Origin of the sequence: Crystallibacter permensis, assembly GCF_025960875.1 — a bacterium.
Classification (GTDB): Bacteria; Actinomycetota; Actinomycetes; order Actinomycetales; family Micrococcaceae; genus Crystallibacter; species Crystallibacter permensis.
Map to the genome: position 1 here is coordinate 128,870 of NZ_JAODLR010000010.1, position 20,079 is coordinate 148,948.

19 protein-coding genes and 1 pseudogene are annotated in these 20,079 nt (G+C 63.1%); 17 read left to right on the top strand and 3 right to left on the bottom strand.

The genetic code is table 11. The features are described 5' to 3' along the window. From B0G38_RS13265 to B0G38_RS13275, 3 genes and pseudogenes are all read right to left on the bottom strand, one after another. A pseudogene (locus B0G38_RS13265) lies at positions 1-192 on the bottom strand (MarR family transcriptional regulator); the annotation flags it as partial. A 262-nt stretch (positions 193-454) separates the two neighbouring features. Then, a complete protein-coding gene (locus B0G38_RS13270) occupies positions 455-2,311 on the bottom strand; it encodes a MarR family transcriptional regulator (protein ID WP_264669852.1) in 1,857 nt (618 codons plus the stop codon). Positions 2,312-2,507: 196 nt separating this feature from the next. Then, entirely contained in the window at positions 2,508-2,819 is a 312-nt protein-coding gene (locus B0G38_RS13275) for a hypothetical protein (RefSeq protein ID WP_264669853.1), read from the bottom strand. Between the two features lie 205 nt (positions 2,820-3,024). On the opposite strand from B0G38_RS13275, the gene B0G38_RS13280 reads away from it, so the two are divergent. The 17 genes from B0G38_RS13280 to B0G38_RS13360 all read left to right on the top strand — a co-directional run bounded on the left by B0G38_RS13280 (position 3,025) and on the right by B0G38_RS13360 (position 19,974). Further along, positions 3,025-3,858 (top strand): oxygenase MpaB family protein, encoded by an 834-nt coding sequence (locus tag B0G38_RS13280; RefSeq protein ID WP_169997890.1) that lies wholly within the window; start codon positions 3,025-3,027, stop codon positions 3,856-3,858. Then, positions 3,848-4,360: an ImmA/IrrE family metallo-endopeptidase gene (locus B0G38_RS13285; RefSeq protein ID WP_169997888.1), complete on the top strand. Its 513-nt coding sequence runs from the start codon at positions 3,848-3,850 to the stop codon at positions 4,358-4,360. The genes B0G38_RS13280 and B0G38_RS13285 overlap by 11 nt, the downstream gene beginning before the upstream one ends. Further along, on the top strand, positions 4,357-5,364 hold the full coding sequence (locus B0G38_RS13290; protein WP_169997886.1) for a hypothetical protein: 1,008 nt from the start codon (positions 4,357-4,359) through the stop codon (positions 5,362-5,364). The genes B0G38_RS13285 and B0G38_RS13290 overlap by 4 nt, the downstream gene beginning before the upstream one ends. 64 nt (positions 5,365-5,428) lie before the next feature. After that, positions 5,429-5,791 (top strand): hypothetical protein, encoded by a 363-nt coding sequence (locus tag B0G38_RS13295; RefSeq protein ID WP_264669864.1) that lies wholly within the window; start codon positions 5,429-5,431, stop codon positions 5,789-5,791. A 77-nt stretch (positions 5,792-5,868) separates the two neighbouring features. After that, a complete protein-coding gene (locus tag B0G38_RS13300) occupies positions 5,869-6,435 on the top strand; it encodes a hypothetical protein (RefSeq protein ID WP_169997882.1) in 567 nt (188 codons plus the stop codon). Next, the gene (locus B0G38_RS13305; protein WP_169997880.1) at positions 6,432-7,508 is read left to right on the top strand and encodes a M23 family metallopeptidase; all 1,077 of its coding nucleotides are present in this window, start codon (positions 6,432-6,434) and stop codon (positions 7,506-7,508) included. Before B0G38_RS13300 ends, B0G38_RS13305 begins: the two co-directional genes overlap by 4 nt. Further along, complete coding sequence (locus B0G38_RS13310; RefSeq protein ID WP_169997878.1) at positions 7,508-8,044, top strand: hypothetical protein; 537 nt, start codon at positions 7,508-7,510, stop codon at positions 8,042-8,044. Before B0G38_RS13305 ends, B0G38_RS13310 begins: the two co-directional genes overlap by 1 nt. 37 nt (positions 8,045-8,081) lie before the next feature. Beyond that, a complete protein-coding gene (locus B0G38_RS13315) occupies positions 8,082-9,281 on the top strand; it encodes a MinD/ParA family ATP-binding protein (protein ID WP_169997876.1) in 1,200 nt (399 codons plus the stop codon). Between the two features lie 13 nt (positions 9,282-9,294). Further along, the gene (locus tag B0G38_RS13320) at positions 9,295-9,639 is read left to right on the top strand and encodes a hypothetical protein (RefSeq protein ID WP_264669854.1); all 345 of its coding nucleotides are present in this window, start codon (positions 9,295-9,297) and stop codon (positions 9,637-9,639) included. Positions 9,640-9,642: 3 nt separating this feature from the next. After that, complete coding sequence (locus B0G38_RS13325) at positions 9,643-10,422, top strand: hypothetical protein (protein ID WP_169997971.1); 780 nt, start codon at positions 9,643-9,645, stop codon at positions 10,420-10,422. Beyond that, entirely contained in the window at positions 10,403-12,256 is a 1,854-nt protein-coding gene (locus tag B0G38_RS13330; protein ID WP_240974798.1) for a hypothetical protein, read from the top strand. Before B0G38_RS13325 ends, B0G38_RS13330 begins: the two co-directional genes overlap by 20 nt. Positions 12,257-12,287: 31 nt before the next feature. Further along, entirely contained in the window at positions 12,288-13,850 is a 1,563-nt protein-coding gene (locus B0G38_RS13335; protein ID WP_169997874.1) for a hypothetical protein, read from the top strand. After that, positions 13,847-15,472, top strand: a complete 1,626-nt coding sequence (locus B0G38_RS13340; protein ID WP_264669855.1) for an ATP/GTP-binding protein — start codon at positions 13,847-13,849, stop codon at positions 15,470-15,472. The genes B0G38_RS13335 and B0G38_RS13340 overlap by 4 nt, the downstream gene beginning before the upstream one ends. Beyond that, on the top strand, positions 15,469-17,199 hold the full coding sequence (locus tag B0G38_RS13345) for a type IV secretory system conjugative DNA transfer family protein (RefSeq protein ID WP_264669856.1): 1,731 nt from the start codon (positions 15,469-15,471) through the stop codon (positions 17,197-17,199). The genes B0G38_RS13340 and B0G38_RS13345 overlap by 4 nt, the downstream gene beginning before the upstream one ends. Continuing rightward, complete coding sequence (locus tag B0G38_RS13350) at positions 17,196-17,582, top strand: DUF4913 domain-containing protein (RefSeq protein WP_264669857.1); 387 nt, start codon at positions 17,196-17,198, stop codon at positions 17,580-17,582. Before B0G38_RS13345 ends, B0G38_RS13350 begins: the two co-directional genes overlap by 4 nt. A gap of 522 nt (positions 17,583-18,104) precedes the next feature. Then, positions 18,105-19,424 carry an IS66 family transposase gene (tnpC, locus tag B0G38_RS13355; protein ID WP_264669858.1) on the top strand — a complete coding sequence of 440 codons (1,320 nt, stop codon included), beginning with the start codon at positions 18,105-18,107 and terminating at the stop codon, positions 19,422-19,424. 316 nt (positions 19,425-19,740) lie between these two features. Further along, positions 19,741-19,974, top strand: coding sequence for a hypothetical protein (locus tag B0G38_RS13360; protein WP_264669859.1), 234 nt, complete (start codon positions 19,741-19,743; stop codon positions 19,972-19,974). Positions 19,975-20,079 lie beyond the last annotated feature (105 nt).

Consider the following 20,079-nt stretch of genomic DNA (forward strand, 5'->3'; position numbering starts at 1 on the left):
GATCGTTTGTTCGTCCTCTGGGGGCCCGTATTGCCAGTACGGGTAATCGTCGTGGGGCCCTGCCAGGACGGCTTCGCCGGATAGCGCTCGTTTCAGGAGCCACTGCAGCCATTGGGCTCGTTCGAAGCGGTAGCGTTGCATTTGCCGGCCGATGGCTTCCAGGACCCCGAAGTACTCAGCGAGGGTCCGCAAGCTGGTCTCTTTAACGATGTGCCAACGTCCAGCAACGCGGCCGGTCGTATTCCAGCAGCCATCGGTCACTAGGGGTTGCAGCCATTCTTGGCTGGGGGATAGGGGCCTAGTTGCATAACTTTCTTCACTGTATTTAGTTGCCTTACTGGAATTACTTGTATTGAAAGTTTTGCAAGTATCGAATGCTGGCGCTTACAGCCACTCTCGGTCCCGATCTTCCTTTCCGGGACCAATGGATAACTCTAGCCGCTGCTCTCGTCCCCTATGAAGCTTCTGCGTACAGCAGGGCGCCGATCGTTTGTTCGTCCTCTGGGGGCCCGTATTGCCAGTACGGGTAATCGTCGTGGGGCCCTGCCAGGACGGCTTCGCCGGATAGCGCTCGTTTCAGGAGCCACTGCAGCCATTGGGCTCGTTCGAAGCGGTAGCGTTGCATTTGCCGGCCGATGGCTTCCAGGACCCCGAAGTACTCAGCGAGGGTCCGCAAGCTGGTCTCTTTAACGATGTGCCAACGTCCAGCAACGCGGCTGATCATGTTCCAGGCGGCCATCAGTTCCAGGGCGTGTGTCACTGCTTTGGGGGAGAGACCACTCGTCCGTGCGATGTCCGCGCTGATGAGCTCGCCGTCTGCGCGTTCGATGGCTTCGTAGACGAACGCGGAGACCACGCCCAGTTCACGGAATACCGGCCTGAGCGCGTGGATCTTTCCCGGGCGCCACGCTTTGGCTTCAGCCCGTGTCCGGTACTCATCCGGAATAACCAGTTCATAGAGATCTCCACGGAGCCCACGGCCTTCCTGCGCGAGCCGAATCATCGGGCGCTCCGTCCTGGACAATTCCCGAAGTTGGCGGGCCACGGTCGTTTCGTGCGTGCCGGTTGCGATGGCCAACGACCTGACCCCGAATTCTATGAACCGGCTGCCGCGCTTATGGGCAGCTTCGCCAATCGCCCGCAACAGCATCCGGTAGCCCAGACCCGACCTCGAGCCCGTGACGGATTCTTCGTAAGCACGTAGCGCGTTCCGCCAGGTCAACAGGTACTGGTACTCAGCGGCAGAACCGGGCTGGTGGAGCAGGGTAAGTACAGGGGGGTGTGTATTAGGCGGGCTTGTGTAGCTTTTATACCCACTGTCATTTCCCGTGCCGTTGGTGTTTGGTTTTTTGCGGAAGCTTTCAACGTGCTTGACCGCGCTGCGCCAGTCCCGCTGCAGTGCTTTGCGCCTGTTGCTGGGGGAGTAGCGGGAGTAAAACCCGACCATGCCGGCCCAGATGTTCTGGTTCATGCGCCGCTGTACATCGGTCAGGGACCAGCCGGCGGCGACGGCCGAGGCCATGACGCCCTGGCGTGCTTCCGAGGGAGTGCTGTAACGGGTGGTGTCGTAGTTCCCGCTGCGTGCGGTGTACTCCTTCAGGGCCGGAAGGGCACGGGGCCCGCCAGCCAGGGGCAGGGCTTCGGCCGGCTCCAGCAGCTCCAACGGCTGTGCACGCCGCTGCCGCACAGCGGCCAGTTCGTCGACAAGGCTTTCCCTTAGCTGGCTCCAGCCGGTCCAGGTGTTGCGGTTCCGGCGGGCAATGTCATAGGCGATGTTCAGGCTCATCGTGAGCCGCTGGTAGCCGCCCTTCTTCCAGACACTGCCGGGAACGCGGATGGCACCGGTCTTGGCGTTCTCGTGCGGGCCGGGGTCAATGCTGGAGAAGCGTTTCGCAGCAGCCTGAACGAATTCCTTAGCGTCGGTGAAGGCGACACCGAAATTCAGCGGGAGATAGAGGTGGCGCCCGCCGCTGGGGGACTGGTCCTCGATCCAACGGACATCGTTGCTGGAAAACCAGTGGCACAATGCTTTGTAGTCCGACTCAACTTTGTCCTGCCCGCCGCGGCTGGCGTCCAGGTCAAGGCAGATCGTCCGGACCAGCCCATCAGTGCCGCAGGTGCGAACAGCCGCAGGGAGCGAGGGCAGGGCATCCGTGAGATCGCGTTCACCGCTGTCCCGATAGGTTTTCCCACCATCCTTGGACAGACGGACTCGGGGTTGCGAAGCAAGCAGGCTGGCCAGGGCATGCCATTCAGCCTGCGCCTGCTCACGGGCGGCAAGGGGCGAAAGAGCTAGGTGTGTTTCCGACACGCCGTCTCCGGCGGTTTCGGATACATCACCCACCGAAAAAAGGTGTGCGTGTATGATGGAACCAACTCCATATGGAGGAGGGCATGAAAATACCCTGCATCTGTATGTTGCTCAATATCGAGGAATCTTGGCGGAAACGTTCGGTATTGAGTAGAAAACTTCAGATTGAAGGCTCGCTTAGGCGGGCCTTCAATGTTTAACTGGCCTTTTCGATGGGCAAAGCCTCCTGACCAGTAAGCGTTTCTATGTCTATGGAAGATAGCTTTTCTTTCACCACTTCAGCGATAAAAGAGCTGGCCGATGTCCCAAGATAGTCTGCAACGGCGAAGAGTTTTTCTGCCTCTGCAACGGGGATACGGGTAGTCAGAACGTGTCGGTCGCCCTTAGATGGGCGCCCACCTGATGCGCGTTTCTGAAATGCCATACTCAGCACTCTAGGTTTCTGAAATGCCATATCGTCGCAGATCAGTGGCGTGTCGCATATATTTCTCCTCGTTGTGCGCGTCATCGTCACAGTCCTCGTGCCACGGCTGTTGAAGCATTTAGCCAAGCACGCTGCCGGCAGCTTTCAGTACAGTGCGGCGGATTTCCCGGTCTTGAGCACCGAGGTGACAGTTCCCCTCGAAGTCTCGACCCGTTCCACGTTAGACATGTCTAGCGTAATGGTTAAAGCATAAAACGCAATCTACCGGTCAATACGGGACAATGGACGCATGGAAAGCACTGATCGACTCCCATACATTGGCGCTGCGGCAGCATACCGCGGCACCGTCATGTTCGATCTCGCCGAAGAGTTTGAGATAGGTTTTTTTCTCTCTTACTACAGGAATTTCTCCATTCCACACATTGCCCAAGTTCTTGCGGGTACAGGAGAGGTGCACGCACGGCCGTCGAAACGCTCGATGGACACTGCAATTATCATGTACGAGCTCATCGAGGATGGGTTCGATGGTGCAAGAGGCCGGGCAATGGTTGATCTGCTGAACAGAGTCCACAAGGGAGTCAAGGGGACAAACGAGGACTTCCTCTATGTGCTGACCACGCTCTTGGTAGTTCCAATCCGTTTCTGCGACGTGTATGGCCGACGAGGCACTACTCCCGACGAGCGCAAAGCCGCCACGGTGTTCTATGCGGAGCTGGCGAAACGAATGGGCATCAGCAATGCCTTCACCTCTTATGACGATGCTGCCGAATTTCTTGATGACTACGAGAGGCGCTTCTCTGCCCCTAGTTCAGAGGGTGCGGGATTGATGGCCTCGACGATGAGTTTGTTTCGGGAACGCCTTCCACGCCCAGCGGCCCCACTAGCTGCACCCGTTCTGTCGGTGTTGTTCAATGACCCTCAACTGAGCCGGTCACTCGGGCTTCCACTCCCGAACCGAGTGATGAGGGCAGGCGTGCATCTTGGCTTGCGGGTTCGAGCCGCTCAGCTTCGTCGACGTCGGCCGCGGACTCGGTCCCGGTTCAACCCCGGCCAAGCGGGTAGCGGCGTGTACCCGGGAGGCTACGAGCTTGATGAGCTAGGGCCGCGTAATCGTGTCAGCTGAAAGCAAGGACTTTCGACGCGCTAAACAGGCGGCTAAGAAGCAGCTGCAGCATTTGGCGCTGCCTCCTGAGCTGTCTTTAGAAATGCTTCAATCGAAAGTCGAGCGCGAGCGTGGTATCAGCATTACCGTAAGGCCGGCTGGCCCGGATGACGACCCTCTTGTCACCGGTAGCGTCCTTTTCACTTCGAACCACGCTGTTATTACATACCCCGCAGATGCCAGTCCCCACCGCCAAATTAAGGTTCTCTGCCACGAGTTCGCGCACCTCATATTTGGCCACGTGCAAACCGATCCGTTCACCAATATTCCGGACGATATGAGCGAGATGCTGCAGCTGCTGGATCCGGGAATGATAAGGGCGCAGCTACTTCGGCGCCGCTGTTTCGATAACCCCGCAGAGCTGGAGGCTGAGGTTTTGGCCGATATGCTCTCCGTTCGACTTACCTGGTCCTCTACGCGCAGGTCTCCGACACCTGATGCGTTCGGAAGAGTCTTCGGATGAACGACTGGATACCGGCAGCGGTACTTTGGGGCCTGACGCTCGTCCGGCTGCCAACTGTGCGCAATCGCGAGGCCCTCCCTGCGTTCTGGGGTTCTCTCTTCGCCTCGATAGCTTTCACTCTTTACGTCCCTTCGGTCTACCTGACGGTTGACTATGCATTGGGAGGTGGCAATATTGCCGGCCTTATCCTCTCGGAGTTTGTCATCGCGGCCCTGTGGCAAATTCAGCGTTCCTTGCAGTTGGCTACGATCGCCGGTACAGTACCGGCCGGCGACCGTCTATGGGCCCGCTGGTGGGCACTCTGTTCCCTAGTCATGCTCTTGACATATCCCTGGTGGAACGCCGCCGAATCCACCAGGTGGATGGTGAGTCTATACGGGGCCCATCCAGCCCTCCTTGTCTTCCAGACATTCGCCGTGGCTTTCATAATGACCGTGAGCGTCAGCGCGTTGAGGATCTGCTGGCCTCGAATGAATCAGATGAAAGGCCTGTTTCGCGCTGGATTCAGGATGGTTCTCGCTGGATTCGGCATCGCCCTCATGATCGCTGGCCTGCGCCTTTACGGGAACTTTCTTCCAGCAGGGTCAGGAGCCAAAGCAGCAGTTGAACAGTTCTTTGAATTGGCTCAACAAGTGATTGTCATCCTCGTGTCATTAGGGCTTTCGCTCCCAAGGCTCACCGCTGTGGCGCAGAAATTCGCCCTAACCGTGCGTGCAGCCCAGATGCTGCGTACCATCCAGCCGATCTGGCAAGGCGTAGCTTCGGCCGAAATGGATCTCGTTATTGATTCGAAGCCGTACTCCAAAGCTGAGTTCTTGAGCATCAATAGCGTCGCCCGTCTCCAGCGACGGGTGTCGGAAATTCGAGACGCTGAGATCAGGGCCCGAACGAGCGGATACACAATGGATCCACAAAGCGCTGGAATAGTTAGAGAGGTTGAGACACTCTTGTACAACTACCCAGACAGCCATACGAGCAGTGAGAAGCGGCGCGTTGAAACCTAGGAACAGCCCATACGCAGAACAACGTCGAGCAGAACTCGCCCGACGGTTGCGCGTATTGCTCGATGTGGTGGTGGCCGAAGGAGGCCGTCCTTATGAGTTCACCGAAATTCAGGCCGCGTTAGCAGAGAAAGGTGTGAAGCTGTCCCGCGCGCGCTGGTATTACATGCGTGACGGTGATGGGCCACTTGTCACGGATGAGAAGCTCCTGATGGCATTGGCCGAGTTCTTTGGTGTCCCCGGTGCATACTTGACCGATCCAGGATCAGAGATGCCGGATCGAGTGGAGGCCCAACTGGAACTTCTCAAAACAATGCGGAAGAACCAAGTAAAGTCCTTCGCACTTCGTGCCTTGGGTGAGGTCTACGACGCCGAAAGCGTCCGTTCTCTAGCCAAGCTCATAGATACAGCGCTGGACGAGGGTAAATAGCCCTGGTTCCCGAAGTAATAACTTAGTTGCATGTTACCCTTAGACATGTCTAAAGGCATGACTAAGGAGGACCGTCCGTGAATACGAAAGGTCTCACTATCGGGGCTATTGCGTCAGTGCCGGCGGTGTTCCTGGGCCTGGTCTTCTCTTTAGTGCTGTTGGGAGACTCGAAGTCGGCAGCTGCGGCTTGTGCTCCGGTTTCGGCCGCCAGCGACAGCGACATCCACGTTGATGGCTACTCCACCGACCAGGTGAAGAATGCTGCGGCCATCATCGTTGGTCAAACGTTGAACCTGCCGGTTAAAGGGCAAATGATCAGTGTGATGGCCGCGTTGGGAGAGTCGGGGCTGCGTGTCCTGGACTACGGCGACGGCCCCGGACCTGACTCCCGTGGATTGTTCCAGCAGCGCGACAACGGCGCGTGGGGCTCGTATGCGGACCGCATGGACCCGGTGACCAGCGCCACGAACTTCATCAAGGCGCTGCAGGCGGTTGACGGCTGGGAGCTGATGGAGCCGACCATCGCCGGCAACAAGGTGCAGCGCAACGCCGACCCGTACCACTACCAGAAGTACTGGCCCGAGGCCGTCACGCTGGGAGTCCTGTGGAAGAAGTCCAGCTTTCAAGGAAGGGTCCGCTTGTGAATTCGAACAAGGGCTGCATCGGTCTGGCTTTATTGACGCCGGCATTCCTGGCCGGGTTCTTAGTTGTTGTCTTGGACGGCGGAAATTCTCCCGCACAGGCTGCTGAGTCCTGCGTTGCTCCCGCAGGCGTTTCCGAGGATGGATCAGCTCAAGCAGGGAGCGTCCCTGGCTTTGACGACGAGCAGTTGAAGAACGCGGCCGCGATTATGAGGGCGGCAAAGTCACTGGATCTTCCGGCCTCGGCCCAGTTGTTGGGGGTTCAAGCCGCGATCGGTGAATCCACGCTGAGGGTGATTGACCATGGAGATGGGGCGGGGCCTGACTCTCGGGGCCTTTTCCAGCAGCGGGACAACGGCGCGTGGGGGTCCTACTCGGACCGTATGGATCCCATGATTTCCGCAACGAACTTCTTCAAGGCTTTGCAACGGGTGGAAGGTTGGGAAACTCTGGAGCCCAGCCGGGCGATCAACCGTGTGCAGCGCAACGCGGACCCGAATCACTACACGAAGTTCCGCACCCAGGCCACAGGTCTGGTGAAGGCTCTCGGCGGGGAAAACGCTGTCGGCATTGATCCCAGCGGCACATGCCCCGCGGCGGGAAATACCGTCGTCGGCGACCTGGAAGGCAAATGGGTCCACCCGCTTCCGGGCTCGACCTTGACGAGCGGATATGGCCCGCGTCCCACTCCGGCAGGGACCATCAATTTAGGCAATTTCCACTACGGTGTGGACCTCTCGACCCCAGGTAGTCCGGGCACGATCGTAGCCGTGACGGATATGAAGATCGTCAAGACCAGGGAAACGGACGGTGCGTACGGCACCGGTGTGACCGGGCAGACCACAGACGGGAAACTTACCATCAGTTTCTTCCATATGAAGGCGGGGTCGCTGCAGGTCAAGGAGGGGGACACCGTTGCTGCCGGCACGCCGCTGGGCACCGAGGGCGCGACAGGCAATGTCACTGGCCGGCACCTGCACATGGAGTTCTTCGCCGGGACACCGTCCAATCCCACGGCTTCGGTCAATCCCACCGTCGACCCGACCCCGATCCTGAAAGAGAAAGGCATTCTCTGATGCGCAAGCAACTGGCCATTACGGTAGCTTTGGCAGCAGCATTTTCCCTGGGCGCGTGCGCCGGGGGCTCCGAGAACGGGCCGGCGGCAGGATCCGTCCCTACCGTGCAGGTCGGGCAGGAGAGCCACAGCGCCGACGACGGCCATGATCACGGCGCGGACGAACACCATGGTGTCCCGGAAGTGACCTGGGATCCCGCGGCGGAGACGGCGGTCAAGGACACGGCAGGCAAGGTCATGGGCTTGTTCGCCCGGCCCGACGTTCCGGCAGCGGCCTGGTTCAACGAACTTGCCCCATACCTGGCACCGGACTACGCGGAGGATGCACGGTACATCGACCCGGCGCGGGTGCCGATCCGGGAAGTCACTGACGGTCCGGCCATCAGCAGGGAAGCCGGCAACCCGCGGACCGTCACTGCCTCGTTCTCCACGGATGCAGGCAGGTGGCAGATGCTCCTGCACCGGTCCGGACAGCAGCAGCCCTGGCTGGTGACAGCCATTACCCCGCAGGACCCGGCCCAGGCCACGGCCTCATGACACGACAGATCCCGGAACGAGCGAGAGGAACCATCCGATGAGCACGAACTGGCAGGGGAGCGAGCGGAAGAGCCGCGCGCCCATCACTCTGACCGATCCGCAGCCCGAAGAAACAACAGCCGGGTCCGCAGCGGTCATCCACGCGGTACCTGGCGCGCAGGCGACGGTTGAGCCACAGGGGCAGCCGGTGGCGGTCGCGGCCGCGGTGGACCACGGTGAAGCTCCGCTGGTCAGCGGCCGCCGCAGCGCAACTGTCCTGCGCAAGGAGAACGTTAATGATCAGTTGCCGCCGGCTACCGGCTGGCAGGCGTTCCTTCGGGCGGTGAGCTTGGGATTGATCAGTCCGAAGGTCGGCACGGCGGAGCTGGCCCGCAGGGCGGACCTGTCCGCGATCCAGCGTGTGTACTCGCGTCCGATGCAGATCATGGTCGCCCAGCCCCTCGGCGGCGTGGGCAAGACGATGTGCAGCATCGGCCTGGGTTCCACGTTCGGCATCCATTCCGGGCAGCAGACGCTGGTGTGGGACAACAACGAGATGATGGGCACCGCCGGGGTGCGGACCAACGCGAACGATTCCATCTCTACGGTGTGGGATCTGCTGAACGTCCTGGAATCCTTCGAGACGGTCACTGCCCGCAAGGGGGAGTTGTCCTATTACACCCGCCATCAGGGCAACAACCAGTTCTCCGTCCTGGTCGCGGACGAGGACGCGGACCGGATGAAGTCCATCGGTGCCGATGAGTTCAACCGCATCCACACGGTCGTGAGCCGCTTCTACGACACCATCATCGTGGACACCGGCAACAACACCCGCTCCGCGAGCTGGCTTGCCTCGATCGAGGTCACGGACCAGCTCGTGATCCCGACGACGTTGAAGCGCAACGCCGTCGTGTCCGCGCTCAGGATGATCGAACAGCTCGAATCCATGTCCGAGCGCACCGGCAACCCGCACTACAAGGACCTGGTGGCCAACGCTGTCGTCCTGGTCACCCAGGGCGGGGGAGCGAAAGTCTCCGCGGCCGAGCAGGCAGAACTTCGGCAGAACCTGGCCTCCGCGGTACGGGTCCTGATCGACATCCCCTACGACGCGGCACTGGACACCGGCTCAATCATCGACTGGCAGCTCGTCGCAGACCCGGCCCGCCGCGCCTTCGAACGGGCCTCGGCCGCAATCGCCGCCGGGCTCCTGGCCACCGACCTTAAACACGCCACTTCCGCCACGACGACCAACCGGTAAGGACCTCAGAACCATGTTCAGCACGATCACCAGCGAAATCATCATCCGTGCCGCGGTCCCTGCCGCCGAGAACCCGCTTAGCGGTGTCCAGCCCGACATCAGCGTCTTCGGCGTGAAGTTCCAAAGCGCCATTGAACTTGTCCTGGGCGGCATCTGGGCCCTTGCCATGATCCTCGTCGCGGCGGCGTTCCTATGGAACCTGGCCAAGTGGGGCTTCGCCCGCCAGCGCGGCCACTCCGACGACATCGAGGAAGGCGCAGCGGGCGCGAAGAAGAGCGGCATCGCCTTCGCGGCCGTAGCCGGCGCCAGCGTGATCCTTGGCGGCATCCTCGCACTGACCAGCGCCGCGGGGGCCTGACCCATGCGCAAACACTGGAAAGCACTCACGGCCGTAGGGGTGATGATCCTGATCGTCGCCGTTGCCGTTATCCTCATCAACCGCCCCGCACCGGCCACGGAACAGGACCCCGGTCCGCTCCAGGCCTCCGGGAAGTTCGGGTTCCCCGTCTCCGACATCAACATCGGGGAAGGCGGAACCACGAAAGCAAGTGACGATAAAACCATCACCGGCTACAACGGCACCTGCGACTCCGCAGCCCAGGCCGCAGCCAACTACACACACCTCATCAAGGATCTGAACCTCGGCACGTGGGCGCAGCAGAAAAAGGTCCTCACCGAGGTGTCGATGCCCGGACCGTGGTTCGAAGAAGTAACCTCCGCGGGGGAACTGTTGGCTGACGCTGAAAGTCTGCCAGCGGGTGCGTTCGATGGCGGGTGGTACACCCGCTCTGATGTGGCTGCCGGCGGCATGTACCGGATTGCCAGCTGTGAAGAAGAGCAGGGCGCAGTCGTCCAGGTCTTCACCGGTGGCGTTGGTGCCAGAGTGAACGAGGCCCCCAACGCCTTCTTCCAGACCGTCACCTTTGAACTGGCCTGGGACGGTGACTGGAAAATCACCGACGCCGCAATCGTCCCCGTCAACCAGGACTTCGGCGGCCGCGTCAAGGACGGCGGTCCCATGAGCGTCGGCACCAACATGGATGGGGAAACGGCCCCGGTCCTGCGAAACGAGCTGGTCAGCGCCTTCTTCAAGGACAAGAGCAGGGACGGATGGATCGAGTATGCAAACGCTCAGCGCTAACAGGACGATCCGCCTGGCCGCAGCCTTGCTCGTGATGTTCCTTGGCCTCGGCGTGGTGTTCGCCGGCCCCGCCCATGCAGCGGACGAGGTAACCACAACAGAAAAACTGAACGCCGACCAGCTCAAACGCCTCGCCGGGCTGCCCGAGGCCCAGCGGAACGAGATCCGGGACCGGCTCAACCACGAGCTGGGCAAAGAAAGCTGCGCCGACTTTGCCTTCTTCACGTCCATGGGCGGCAACGATTGTGAGAACGTCGCAGCCAAGGCATTTGGGACTTTCCTGACGACACCCGAAAAGTCCCTGGACTACGACGGTACGAACACGGGCCCGTTCTGCGCCGGCCTGTCCGACGTGGGCGCACCTATGAAAGCCACCGCCTGGTGCGTGCAGGGAGCGGCGTGGCAAGAATTTTCTCCGCTGGCCGGGGTGGCTCTTCGTGCGACCCTCTCGGTGATACCCGGCGGGCAGGTGGTGTTGGGCACGGTGGATACCGTGGCGTTCATCGCGGACGCGAAGGACGGGTTTGAGCGGTTCGCCAACACCGTTAAGGAAGAGGGGGTGACGGCCACCAACGAAGTGCTGAACAACCTGTTGAAGGTCGCCGCGTTCGAGATTGACGACTCGTTCCGCAACACCTGGGCGGCGTTTTCCGGGATCGGGATCCTGGTCATGGGGCTGATGTATTTCAAGCTCTGGAAAGACGTCTCGAACGAGGAGATCGACATGGACTCCGCCCGGCAGTCCCTGCTGTGGTACGGGCCGCTGTCGATGATCCTGGTGCTCTTCGGACCGGCCCTGGGCTATGTGGTCAACGGGTGGATGACAGGGATCACCGAGTCCGTGACGTTCTGGACGTCCAGCCGGGTAACGGATTTCGGGGTCGCTATTTCCCGGTTCGCCTCGTATGAATCCAGCGGCGCGTTCGGCCCGCTGGCGGCTGTCGTCCTGTTCGGCCTGTTGTTCGTCTCGGCGTGGGCGATGCTGGGGTTGCTGGCGGTGCAGCCGCTGGCCCTGTACCTGCTGGGACTAGGCCTGGCGCTGATGATCGGTTTCATGATCCATGCGAAGTACCGGGAACGGGTGGGCAAAGTGGGGGTCCTTTGGCTCGGTATTTCCCTGTCCAAGCCGCTGCTGCTGCTGATCATGGGCGCAGTCTTCAGCTACATTGCGTCCCGCCCGGCGTTCAGCGACGAGGGTGTTGACGACGGCATGGTGAACGCCACGTCGGTGTTCCTGGCCGCCGCCGCGATGATGGTTCTGGCCTTTGCGCTGCCGCTGCTCTTCAAGTACATCCCGATCCTGCCCTCGTCCTCCACCGGTATGGGCTCGGACCGGCAATCCGTTGCCGGGGCCGCCATGGTCGCCGGGGCCGGCGCGGGAATATCTTCCGCCATCAGGGCGCGCAGGACCTCGCAGGTCCAGTCCGGCAACTCCGGGGGCGGCGGCAACCGTCAGCGCGGCGGCAAAGCCGGCACGCAGGGAAAACCCGAGGCCGAACAGGAAACCCCCGGGCTCGGGAATCCGGGCCGGCGAAGCACAGCCTCGACGTCCGGCGGGCAGGGATCCCCGCCCGGGCAGGGACAGGACCCGCAGGAGACGCAGACCATCGGCGACTTGCAGAAGGCCGGCCGCTCCGGGACCGCCGGCGGAAAAGCGGGCCAGGCCATCCAGGCCGGCGCCGCATCGGTGGGCCGGGGTTCGGTGAAGGTCGCGGCCGGCGGCGCTACGGCGTTCCTGCTGGCGGGCCGGGAAGCCGCCCGCCAGGCGGCGTTGCGGGGCCGCCAGTCCGCGCGATCGATGGCACCGGATACCGATCACATCAGCGGCCGGTAAGGCCAAGTACAGGCAGGGAGAGCAGGTAGTCATGGGAAGAATGGTTGTTGTCGGCGGCGAGGTTCAGGGCCGTGGCCTGTTCGGGGGAAACCGCACGGCTCCGGAGTGGATCGGCCTGTCGGCGGCCGTCGGCGCGGCGCTGCTGGTCGTCATGGCCGGCGGCAGCGGGATTATCAGCCTGATCATCGCCGCCGTGCTGGTCCTGACCGGGATCATTCTGACGACCCCGAACAAGTTCTCCGGCCACCGCTCCCTTGGCGCCCTCTTCGTGGAGTCCCGGCACAAGAAAGCCCGGCGCCGGAACACGTCCCTGGTGTACGTCCCGATCAAAGACCGCCCGCACACGCGGATGGTCAAGGCCGGCCGGAAGGACAGGGCCCGCGCCGATGCGAAGGGCCTGATCGAGGTTCCCGTCCGCCACACGGGTAACGCGCCGCTGATGGTGGGCACGGTCCGCCACTTCACCGTGGACACCCCGGACGGGCCGCTGGTCATCTTCCGCCACCAGGGCAAGGTCGCCAAGCCCTACTACACGGCCACCATGGAAATCATGGGCTCGTCCTCGGCGATCCGGGAGGAGTACCGCAAGGAATCCGGGCACGTGGCCCGCGGCCAGTACCTGGCCCGGCTGGCCCGCCGCCAGTCGCTGGTGACCCACGTACAGTCCCTGGCCCGGGCCGTGCCGATGGACTCGGCCGACCACCTGCTCTGGGTCAAAAGGCGGGTGGCCAAGGACGTCCCTGCGATCCTGCTGGAATCCTACGGCGCGCTCTGCGAAACCGTGCGCTCACGCTCCGAGCAGCACCGGACCTACGAGACCTTCCGGATCCCGAACTCTCCGGCGCTCTTCCGCCGTGCGGACGCCCTCGGCGGCGGAGACGAAGGGATCGGCCAGGCGGTCTACCAGGAAATCCGCTCGGCGATGTCCCAGGCCACGATGATGGGCTCGATCATCGACTTTAGGCCGCTGGGACCTGCGGCGATGGCCGCCCTGCTGCGCCATCTGCAGGACCCCGACTTCGACATCGACGACCACGACGGCGCCGATCTGATGGACTGCTGGCAGCACCTGGACGGCGACGCCTCGCCGCTGTCGCTGGTCATCAACCGGCACTGGCACATCCGCACCGGGTACGTGCCGGCCTCGGCCTTCAGCCCCCAGGCCATCCCGGTGGAAGCCCTGGAAGCGGTGATCAGCGGCATCCAGCCGGCCGTGGTGCACTCGGTGTCCATGGTCATGGAACTTCAGGACGCGCGCAGCGCCCGGGCCAAGGCCCGCAGCCACGCGGCCATGGACCGGGCCAAAGAGAAACAGGTCGCCAAATCCGGCGTCGTCACGGACGGTTCCGAAGAAGTGCTGCTGGCAGCTTCCCACCAGCGCCTCCTGGACCTCAAACCCGGCTCCGGGCACCACGGGGCGGCCTACGCCCTGTATATCTCGTTCGCGGTGGAGAACGCGGACGAGATCCTGTCCACCACCGACATTGTCGAGGCCGCAGCCGCCGACGCCGGCATCGAGTTCATCGACTGGATGGATAACCGCAACGACCTTGCCCTGATCACCACCATGCCGTTCACAAGGGGAATCCGATGACCACCACGAACGACACCAAACGCTTCAGCCTCCCAGATGCCCTGGCCAATGCATTCCGGCGGACGACCAGGGCAAAAGCCCGCACTGAGCGGCTGACCCTGGACGCCGCGTCCGCCGCTTCCGCGGCCGACGGGCAGGGCCGTGCACGGCCGGTGTCGAAGTCCGCCGTGAAGAAGGCGGAGAAGAAAGACGCCAAGCGGCGCGAGTCCGCGGAGGCCACAGCGAATGCCTCCGCCCGCTGGCACCATGAACGGAAATGGGGGTTCGCGTCCCGGCTGGGCTTCTATGACCCGGCCGCGCCGGGGGTGGAATCCTCCACCCGGCAGATGGAATTCTCGCACATGGCCATTGCGTCCCCGCCGACCTCGCACCGCGGCCTGGTGTTCGGCGTCGACGCCGGCTCCGGCTGGATGATCGTCCACGACCCGTTCACCGCCTACGGGGAGACCATCGAGTCCCCGAACGTCTGCTACATCGGCGACCTCGGGCAAGGGAAATCCTCGGCCATGAAAACCTGGGGCGTGCTGCGCCAGCTGATCCTGGGCCGCCGCGTGGTCGTGATCGATAAGAAGTTCCAGAAAGACCTCGGCGCCGGAGAGTACACGCCGCTGGCCAAGAGCTTGGACGTCGCCCCCGTACGGTTCCGCATCGGCGGCGGCGGGTCCCGGATCAACATCCTGGATCCGCGCATTGCCGCCCGCGTGAACGAAGAACCGGGCGGAGGCGACCTCTCGACCCCGGCGGGCCAGTCCATGCTGCTGCGCGCGGTGATGGAAGAAGCGCTGGCCCGGCCCATGAGCCCCAAGGAGGGCAAGGCCGTGCGCATGGCCCACCGGCAGGCACTGCGGCAAGCGGAAGCGGCAGCCGAAACCGCGCACATCGGGCACGTCCTGCACGCCCTGTACGCCCCGGATGCGATTACTGCGGAGGCCGTGGGCCTGACTGTGGAGGAACTGCGCGGCTGGGGCCAGGACCCGGCCTTTGAGCTCGAACGCATGATCGAAGACGACCTGGCCGGCCTGATCGACGGCCCCACCAGCCAGGACATCGCGCTCAACGCCGGCCTGACGGTTTTCGACGTCTCGGCCCTGCCCGAAGACGGCCCGGCCCTGCCGATCGTCATGACGATCATCAACACCTGGCTGGCCAACACCCTGTACGGCCAGCAGACACCGGTCCCGACCATCCTGCTGATCGAGGAAGCCTGGCACACCGTCCAGGGCTCGGTCGCCACCGTGACCCGGCGCAACACCAAACTCTCCCGCGCCCTGTCCCTGTCGTGCCAGTTCGCGTTCCATCACATCTCCGACATCCCCGAGACCAGCCCGGCCATTTCCATGCTGAAGGAATGCGGCACGGTCCTGCTGTACAAGCAGCAAAAATCCGCCGACGCGCTGGCCTGCGAGGACATGTTCAACCTGCCCCCGGGATCCGCCGGCGTCATATCGCAGCTGGTCAAGGGAACCTGCCTGTTCAAGATCGGCAGCCACGACCCCTTCGAAGCCATCCACGTGCGCAGCCCCCTGGAAACCGAACTGACCGACACGGACGGTGCCATGAAGTCCACCAGCACCATCGCCTTCACCGACGACACACCCGCCACGGAGGTTGTACCGGCATGAGCCAGCCCACGTCCACGGACACGCTCCTGAAACTGATCCTCGCCGGCGCTATCGCCGGCCTGCTGGCACTGGCCTGGGTGTCGGCGTTCCTGGGCGAACTCCTGACACCCACCGGAATGCCGTGGACCAGCATGCCCCGGCTAGTCGCCCTGTTCAAGGAAGGCAGCTTCCAGTGGCCGGCAGCCGCAACCTGGATTCTCATTGTCCTGGCGGTTGCCGCATTCCTCGGGGCGGCCTTCCTGGCCTCCCGCGGGGGAGGCCGCGGCAGCGCGTCCCAGCGCGCCCTGGCCGGCCGGCTGGCCACCGGTTACCGGCTCTCATCCCTGACCGAAAAGCACCGGGCACGCGAATCCAGGCAACTGCATCCGGACGCCGAAAACCTGCCACCCGGCCAGAAACTGGGGTACACGCTGGCCGGGAAACGGCAGATGCTGTTCAGCGGCTACCGGCAAACCGGGCTCAGCATCATCCCGCCTGGCGGCGGCAAGACCTCCGCCTGCGTCATCCCCAGAATGGCCGGCGCTCCCGGTGCCGCGCTGATGACCTCCAACAAGATCGACGGCGTACCCGAAGTGATAGCAGCCCGGCACAACTTGGGCCGCATCTGGATCTTTGACCCCAACCGCATCTACCGGACAGCGGACCGCCCTGACTTCATCTTCAACCCCCTGTCACTGGTGGAAGACACAGTGACCGCCATGGAACTGGCCTCGGTCATCATCACCGCAGCGAAGAAAAACAACCCACGCGACGGGGACGGCAAAGATGACGCCCACTTCGGCCCGGCCGGCGAAACATGCCTTGCCTGGGCTCTGCTGGCGGCAGCCATCGAGAAGAAGCCTCTTTCAGTCGTGCATGAATGGATGGCCCGGGGGGATCTGGTCCGGATCAGGGACATCCTGGAAGACGCCGGGTACGACTCTGCCGCAGCAGACATGTTCGGGTTCAGTAAATGGCCTGACCGCACCAGGGGCTCGCTGATCGCCACCACGCAACGGATGTGCCGGGACCTCTCCCAGAGCACCTTCCGCGACTGGACAACACCGGCACCCGGCATTGACGAATTCGACCCCACGAAGTTCCTGGGCAGCAAGGACACCCTGATCCTGCTCTCCGAACGTCGCCCCGGCGGAACCGGGGCAGTGATCACCGCCATCGTTAAATCCATCACCACGGCGGCCAGGAACCAGGCCCCCGGCGCTGCCCGCCTGCTGGTCCCGCTGGTCGCGGAACTGGACGAAGTTGCCAATATCGTCCCGTGGCCTTCGCTGCCGGAGGACTTTAGCTACTTCGGTTCCCTGGGCCTGTGCTTCACCGTCTACCTCCAGGCGTACGCCCAAGGCGTGGGGGAGTGGGGCGAGAACGGTATGCGCACTCTCTGGCAGACCGCCGGGTTCCGGCTCGTGGGCGCGAACGAGGAAACGGCATTCACCCGCGGGCTCTCCGAAACCATCGGAACCTGGGAGAAGGAGATGGGGAAGGACCGGCCCACCAAGACCCTGCCGAAGGCGGGACCGGAGGATTTCGCGAACCTGCCGGGCTTCACGGCGTTCCTGTTCAGCGCCAGCGCTCCGGCCGCTCTCATCAGCCTGTTCCCCTGGTTCAAGGACAAGCAACTCGCGGCCACCATCAAGGAAGGGCTGCCTGCGGCCGGGGAACCCGCGCAAGCCAAACCGGCTTCCTCCGATCCTGTACAAACCCTTGATCGGGAGGAAGCAACACCATGACCGCCGAGCCGGAGACTTCAGACGATGAACCGACAGAGGAAGAGCTGACCCAGCAGTTCGTGATGTGGGTCGAGCTCATGGTCCACGACACCGAATCCGTGCCCGATGCGAACAACGAGCGGTACTGGTGCCCGCAATGGTGGGCACACCCCGAAGCGGCCAGCCGCCTCAGCGCCCTGCACTCCGCCTATGTACAGGCAGTCACCGACGACACCGTGTCCGCCTGGTGGGTGCAGCACTGGGACAGCCACACCCGCATCCTCTTCTCCCAACACGGTCCGTTCGAGAACTGCCAGACCCGCCACACCTTCCATAACCGGGCAGACTCCTACACACCACGGCTGCTGACAGAACCTCCGCCGACCGGATGGACTCCTTCATAAAGAACTGCACGCTGTAAGGCGCAGATCCCTCAACTGGCCTCCTGCCGAGCCCTCGCGATCGCTGCAGCAGTCGTATTCGAGGTCTGAGAAGGATTTGTACGGAAATTCACGCTTAGGGCGAGCCGGTGGGAATCCGGCATGGAACGGTTGAGGACGTAGATCCGTTTGGGTTTGATGCCCAGGGCGATCAGCGCGTCGCGCTGGGCGGTGAGGTCTTGTTCATGCCTGGATATCTGGCATAGCCAACAAGCACTTTAGACATGCGGATTAGCAGTGTCAGATAAGGCCTCGTCACCGGCCAGTGTACTGGTCTCCCTATATGGGCGGTGCCCGGTCAGCTACCTCAACAGTGGTGGTCAGCGGTTGGGTGCGTCCGGGGGAGGACCATCCAGTGGGACATGGCATGACGTTTCGCAACCGTCCGGTAATTGCTGAACAAGAAATGGCGTAACTACTCAGCTGGTTTTGGGATTCGGCGGCGCGCCTGATTGATCTCGGGATGGAACGGGTGATGCTGGTGGGGTGAGTGGGTCGCCGTCGTATGAAGAGCTTGCCCGCCAGATCGCGCAGTTGCGCGAGTTGGCGGTTGAGCAGGCGCGGCTGATTGAAACCCTGCGGGCGGAGAATGCGCAATTGCGTGCCCGGCTGGGTCAGAGCCCACGGAATTCACATAGGCCCCCTGGCAGCGAAGGTTATGAAAAGCCGGCGCCGAAGTCGCGGCGGAAGTCCACGGGTCGGAAGTCCGGCGGCCAGCCCGGCCATGAGGGCCGGACCTTGTCCAGGGTTGAGCATCCGGATGAGGTCCTGGTCCATGAGCCTGCAGCGTGTGCCGGCTGCGGCGCGTCCCTGGCGGGCGCGCCGGTGGTCTCGACCGAGTCCCGGCAGGTGTTCGATCTGCCGCCGATCAGGCTGGCGGTGGCCGAGCACCGGCTGGAGCACCGGCGGTGCGGTTGCGGGCGCACGACGATGGCCGACGTCCCGGCCGGTGTCGGCGCGCCGGCCCAGTACGGGCCCGGAGTGCGGGGGCTGGCGACGTATCTGCTGGCCGGGCAGTATCTGCCGCTGGCCCGCACTTCCGAGTTGTTGACCGAGTTGCTGGGTGCCCCGGTCAGCCAGGGCTCGCTGGTGAAGTGGCAGGCCGACGCGGCGGCAGGGTTGGACGGCTTCGATCAGGCCGTGAAGGACGCACTCGGCGCGGCGCCGGTGCTCGGGGCGGACGAGACCGGGATCCGGGTCGATGGTTCCCTGGCCTGGGTCCACGCTGCCCGGACCGATTCCCTGACCCGGTACACTGTCTCGGCCAAGCGCGGATTCGAGGCCATGGACGAAGCCGGGGTACTGGGCGCCCTGTCTCCGGACGCGGTGCTCGTGAGCGACTTCTGGGCACCGTACTGGCGCTTCGACGTTCTCCACGCCGTTTGCGGCGCGCATCTGGGCCGGGAACTGACCGCCGCGGCGGAGGCCGCCGGCCAGGCGGGCTGGGCGGAGCCGATGGACCGGCTGCTGACCGAGATCAACAACACCGCCCACCGGGCCCGGCGGGCTGGCGGAACTGCTTTCGCCCCGTCCCTGCTGGCCAGCTACCGTGCCCGCTACAACACCCTCATCAAGGCAGGATGGGCCGCCAATCCCGGCTACCAACCCGGCAAACGCGGGCAGGGACGAAGACCCAAACACGTCAACCTCCTGAACCGGCTGGATACCCACCGGGACGGCTGGCTTTCGTTCCGCTCTGCCGGCGCATGCTTTCGAGCTCGGCAGTCAGTTCCTGCACCCGGGAGCGCCCGATGTCGTTGTTTTCGCCACCGGGCGCAGGCCCAACAGCCGGGACCTGGGCTTTGAAAAGGCAGGGGTGGCACTGGACGGGCAGGGGCGGTGCAGATTGACGGGCATTGCCGCGCCGCCGAAAACGTCTGGGCAATCGGAGACATCACCGTGGTGATGCCCTTCACCCATGTGGCCAAATACTAGGGGAGGATCGTCACCGACGCGATTCTGGGCAGTCCGCGCGAAGCAATCTACGACGGCATATCCAGAATTGTTTTCGGCGATCCGGAAATTGCTGCAGCCGGGCTTACCCAGGCGCAGGCCGACCAACAAGGCATCAACGGCTTCGCCGACTTGGACCTGGCCGAAGCGATCACCCGGCCGTGGACTTATGAACGTGATCCCCGGGGGCATCTGGGCCTTCTCACCGACACGGACCAGGGGACGTTTGATCGGGGCCAGGGCCGTGGCACCGCTGGCCGGGGAATGGATCCACCAGGCGTCCCTTGCGATCCGGGCAAAGATACCGATTGCCACTCTGCATGACCAGGTGGCGCAGTTCCCCAGCTACAGCGAAGCCTTCCAAACGGCGCTCGAAAATATTAAGTACCGCAAGGAAACATGACGGCGGTTTCCTAGTAGTACTTAGTTAGGTGTGGCGTGTCGGGTTTTAATCCGTTCCCGGTTCTGTTAATTTTTCGGTCATGGAACCAGATGAGCTGGCGGAGGC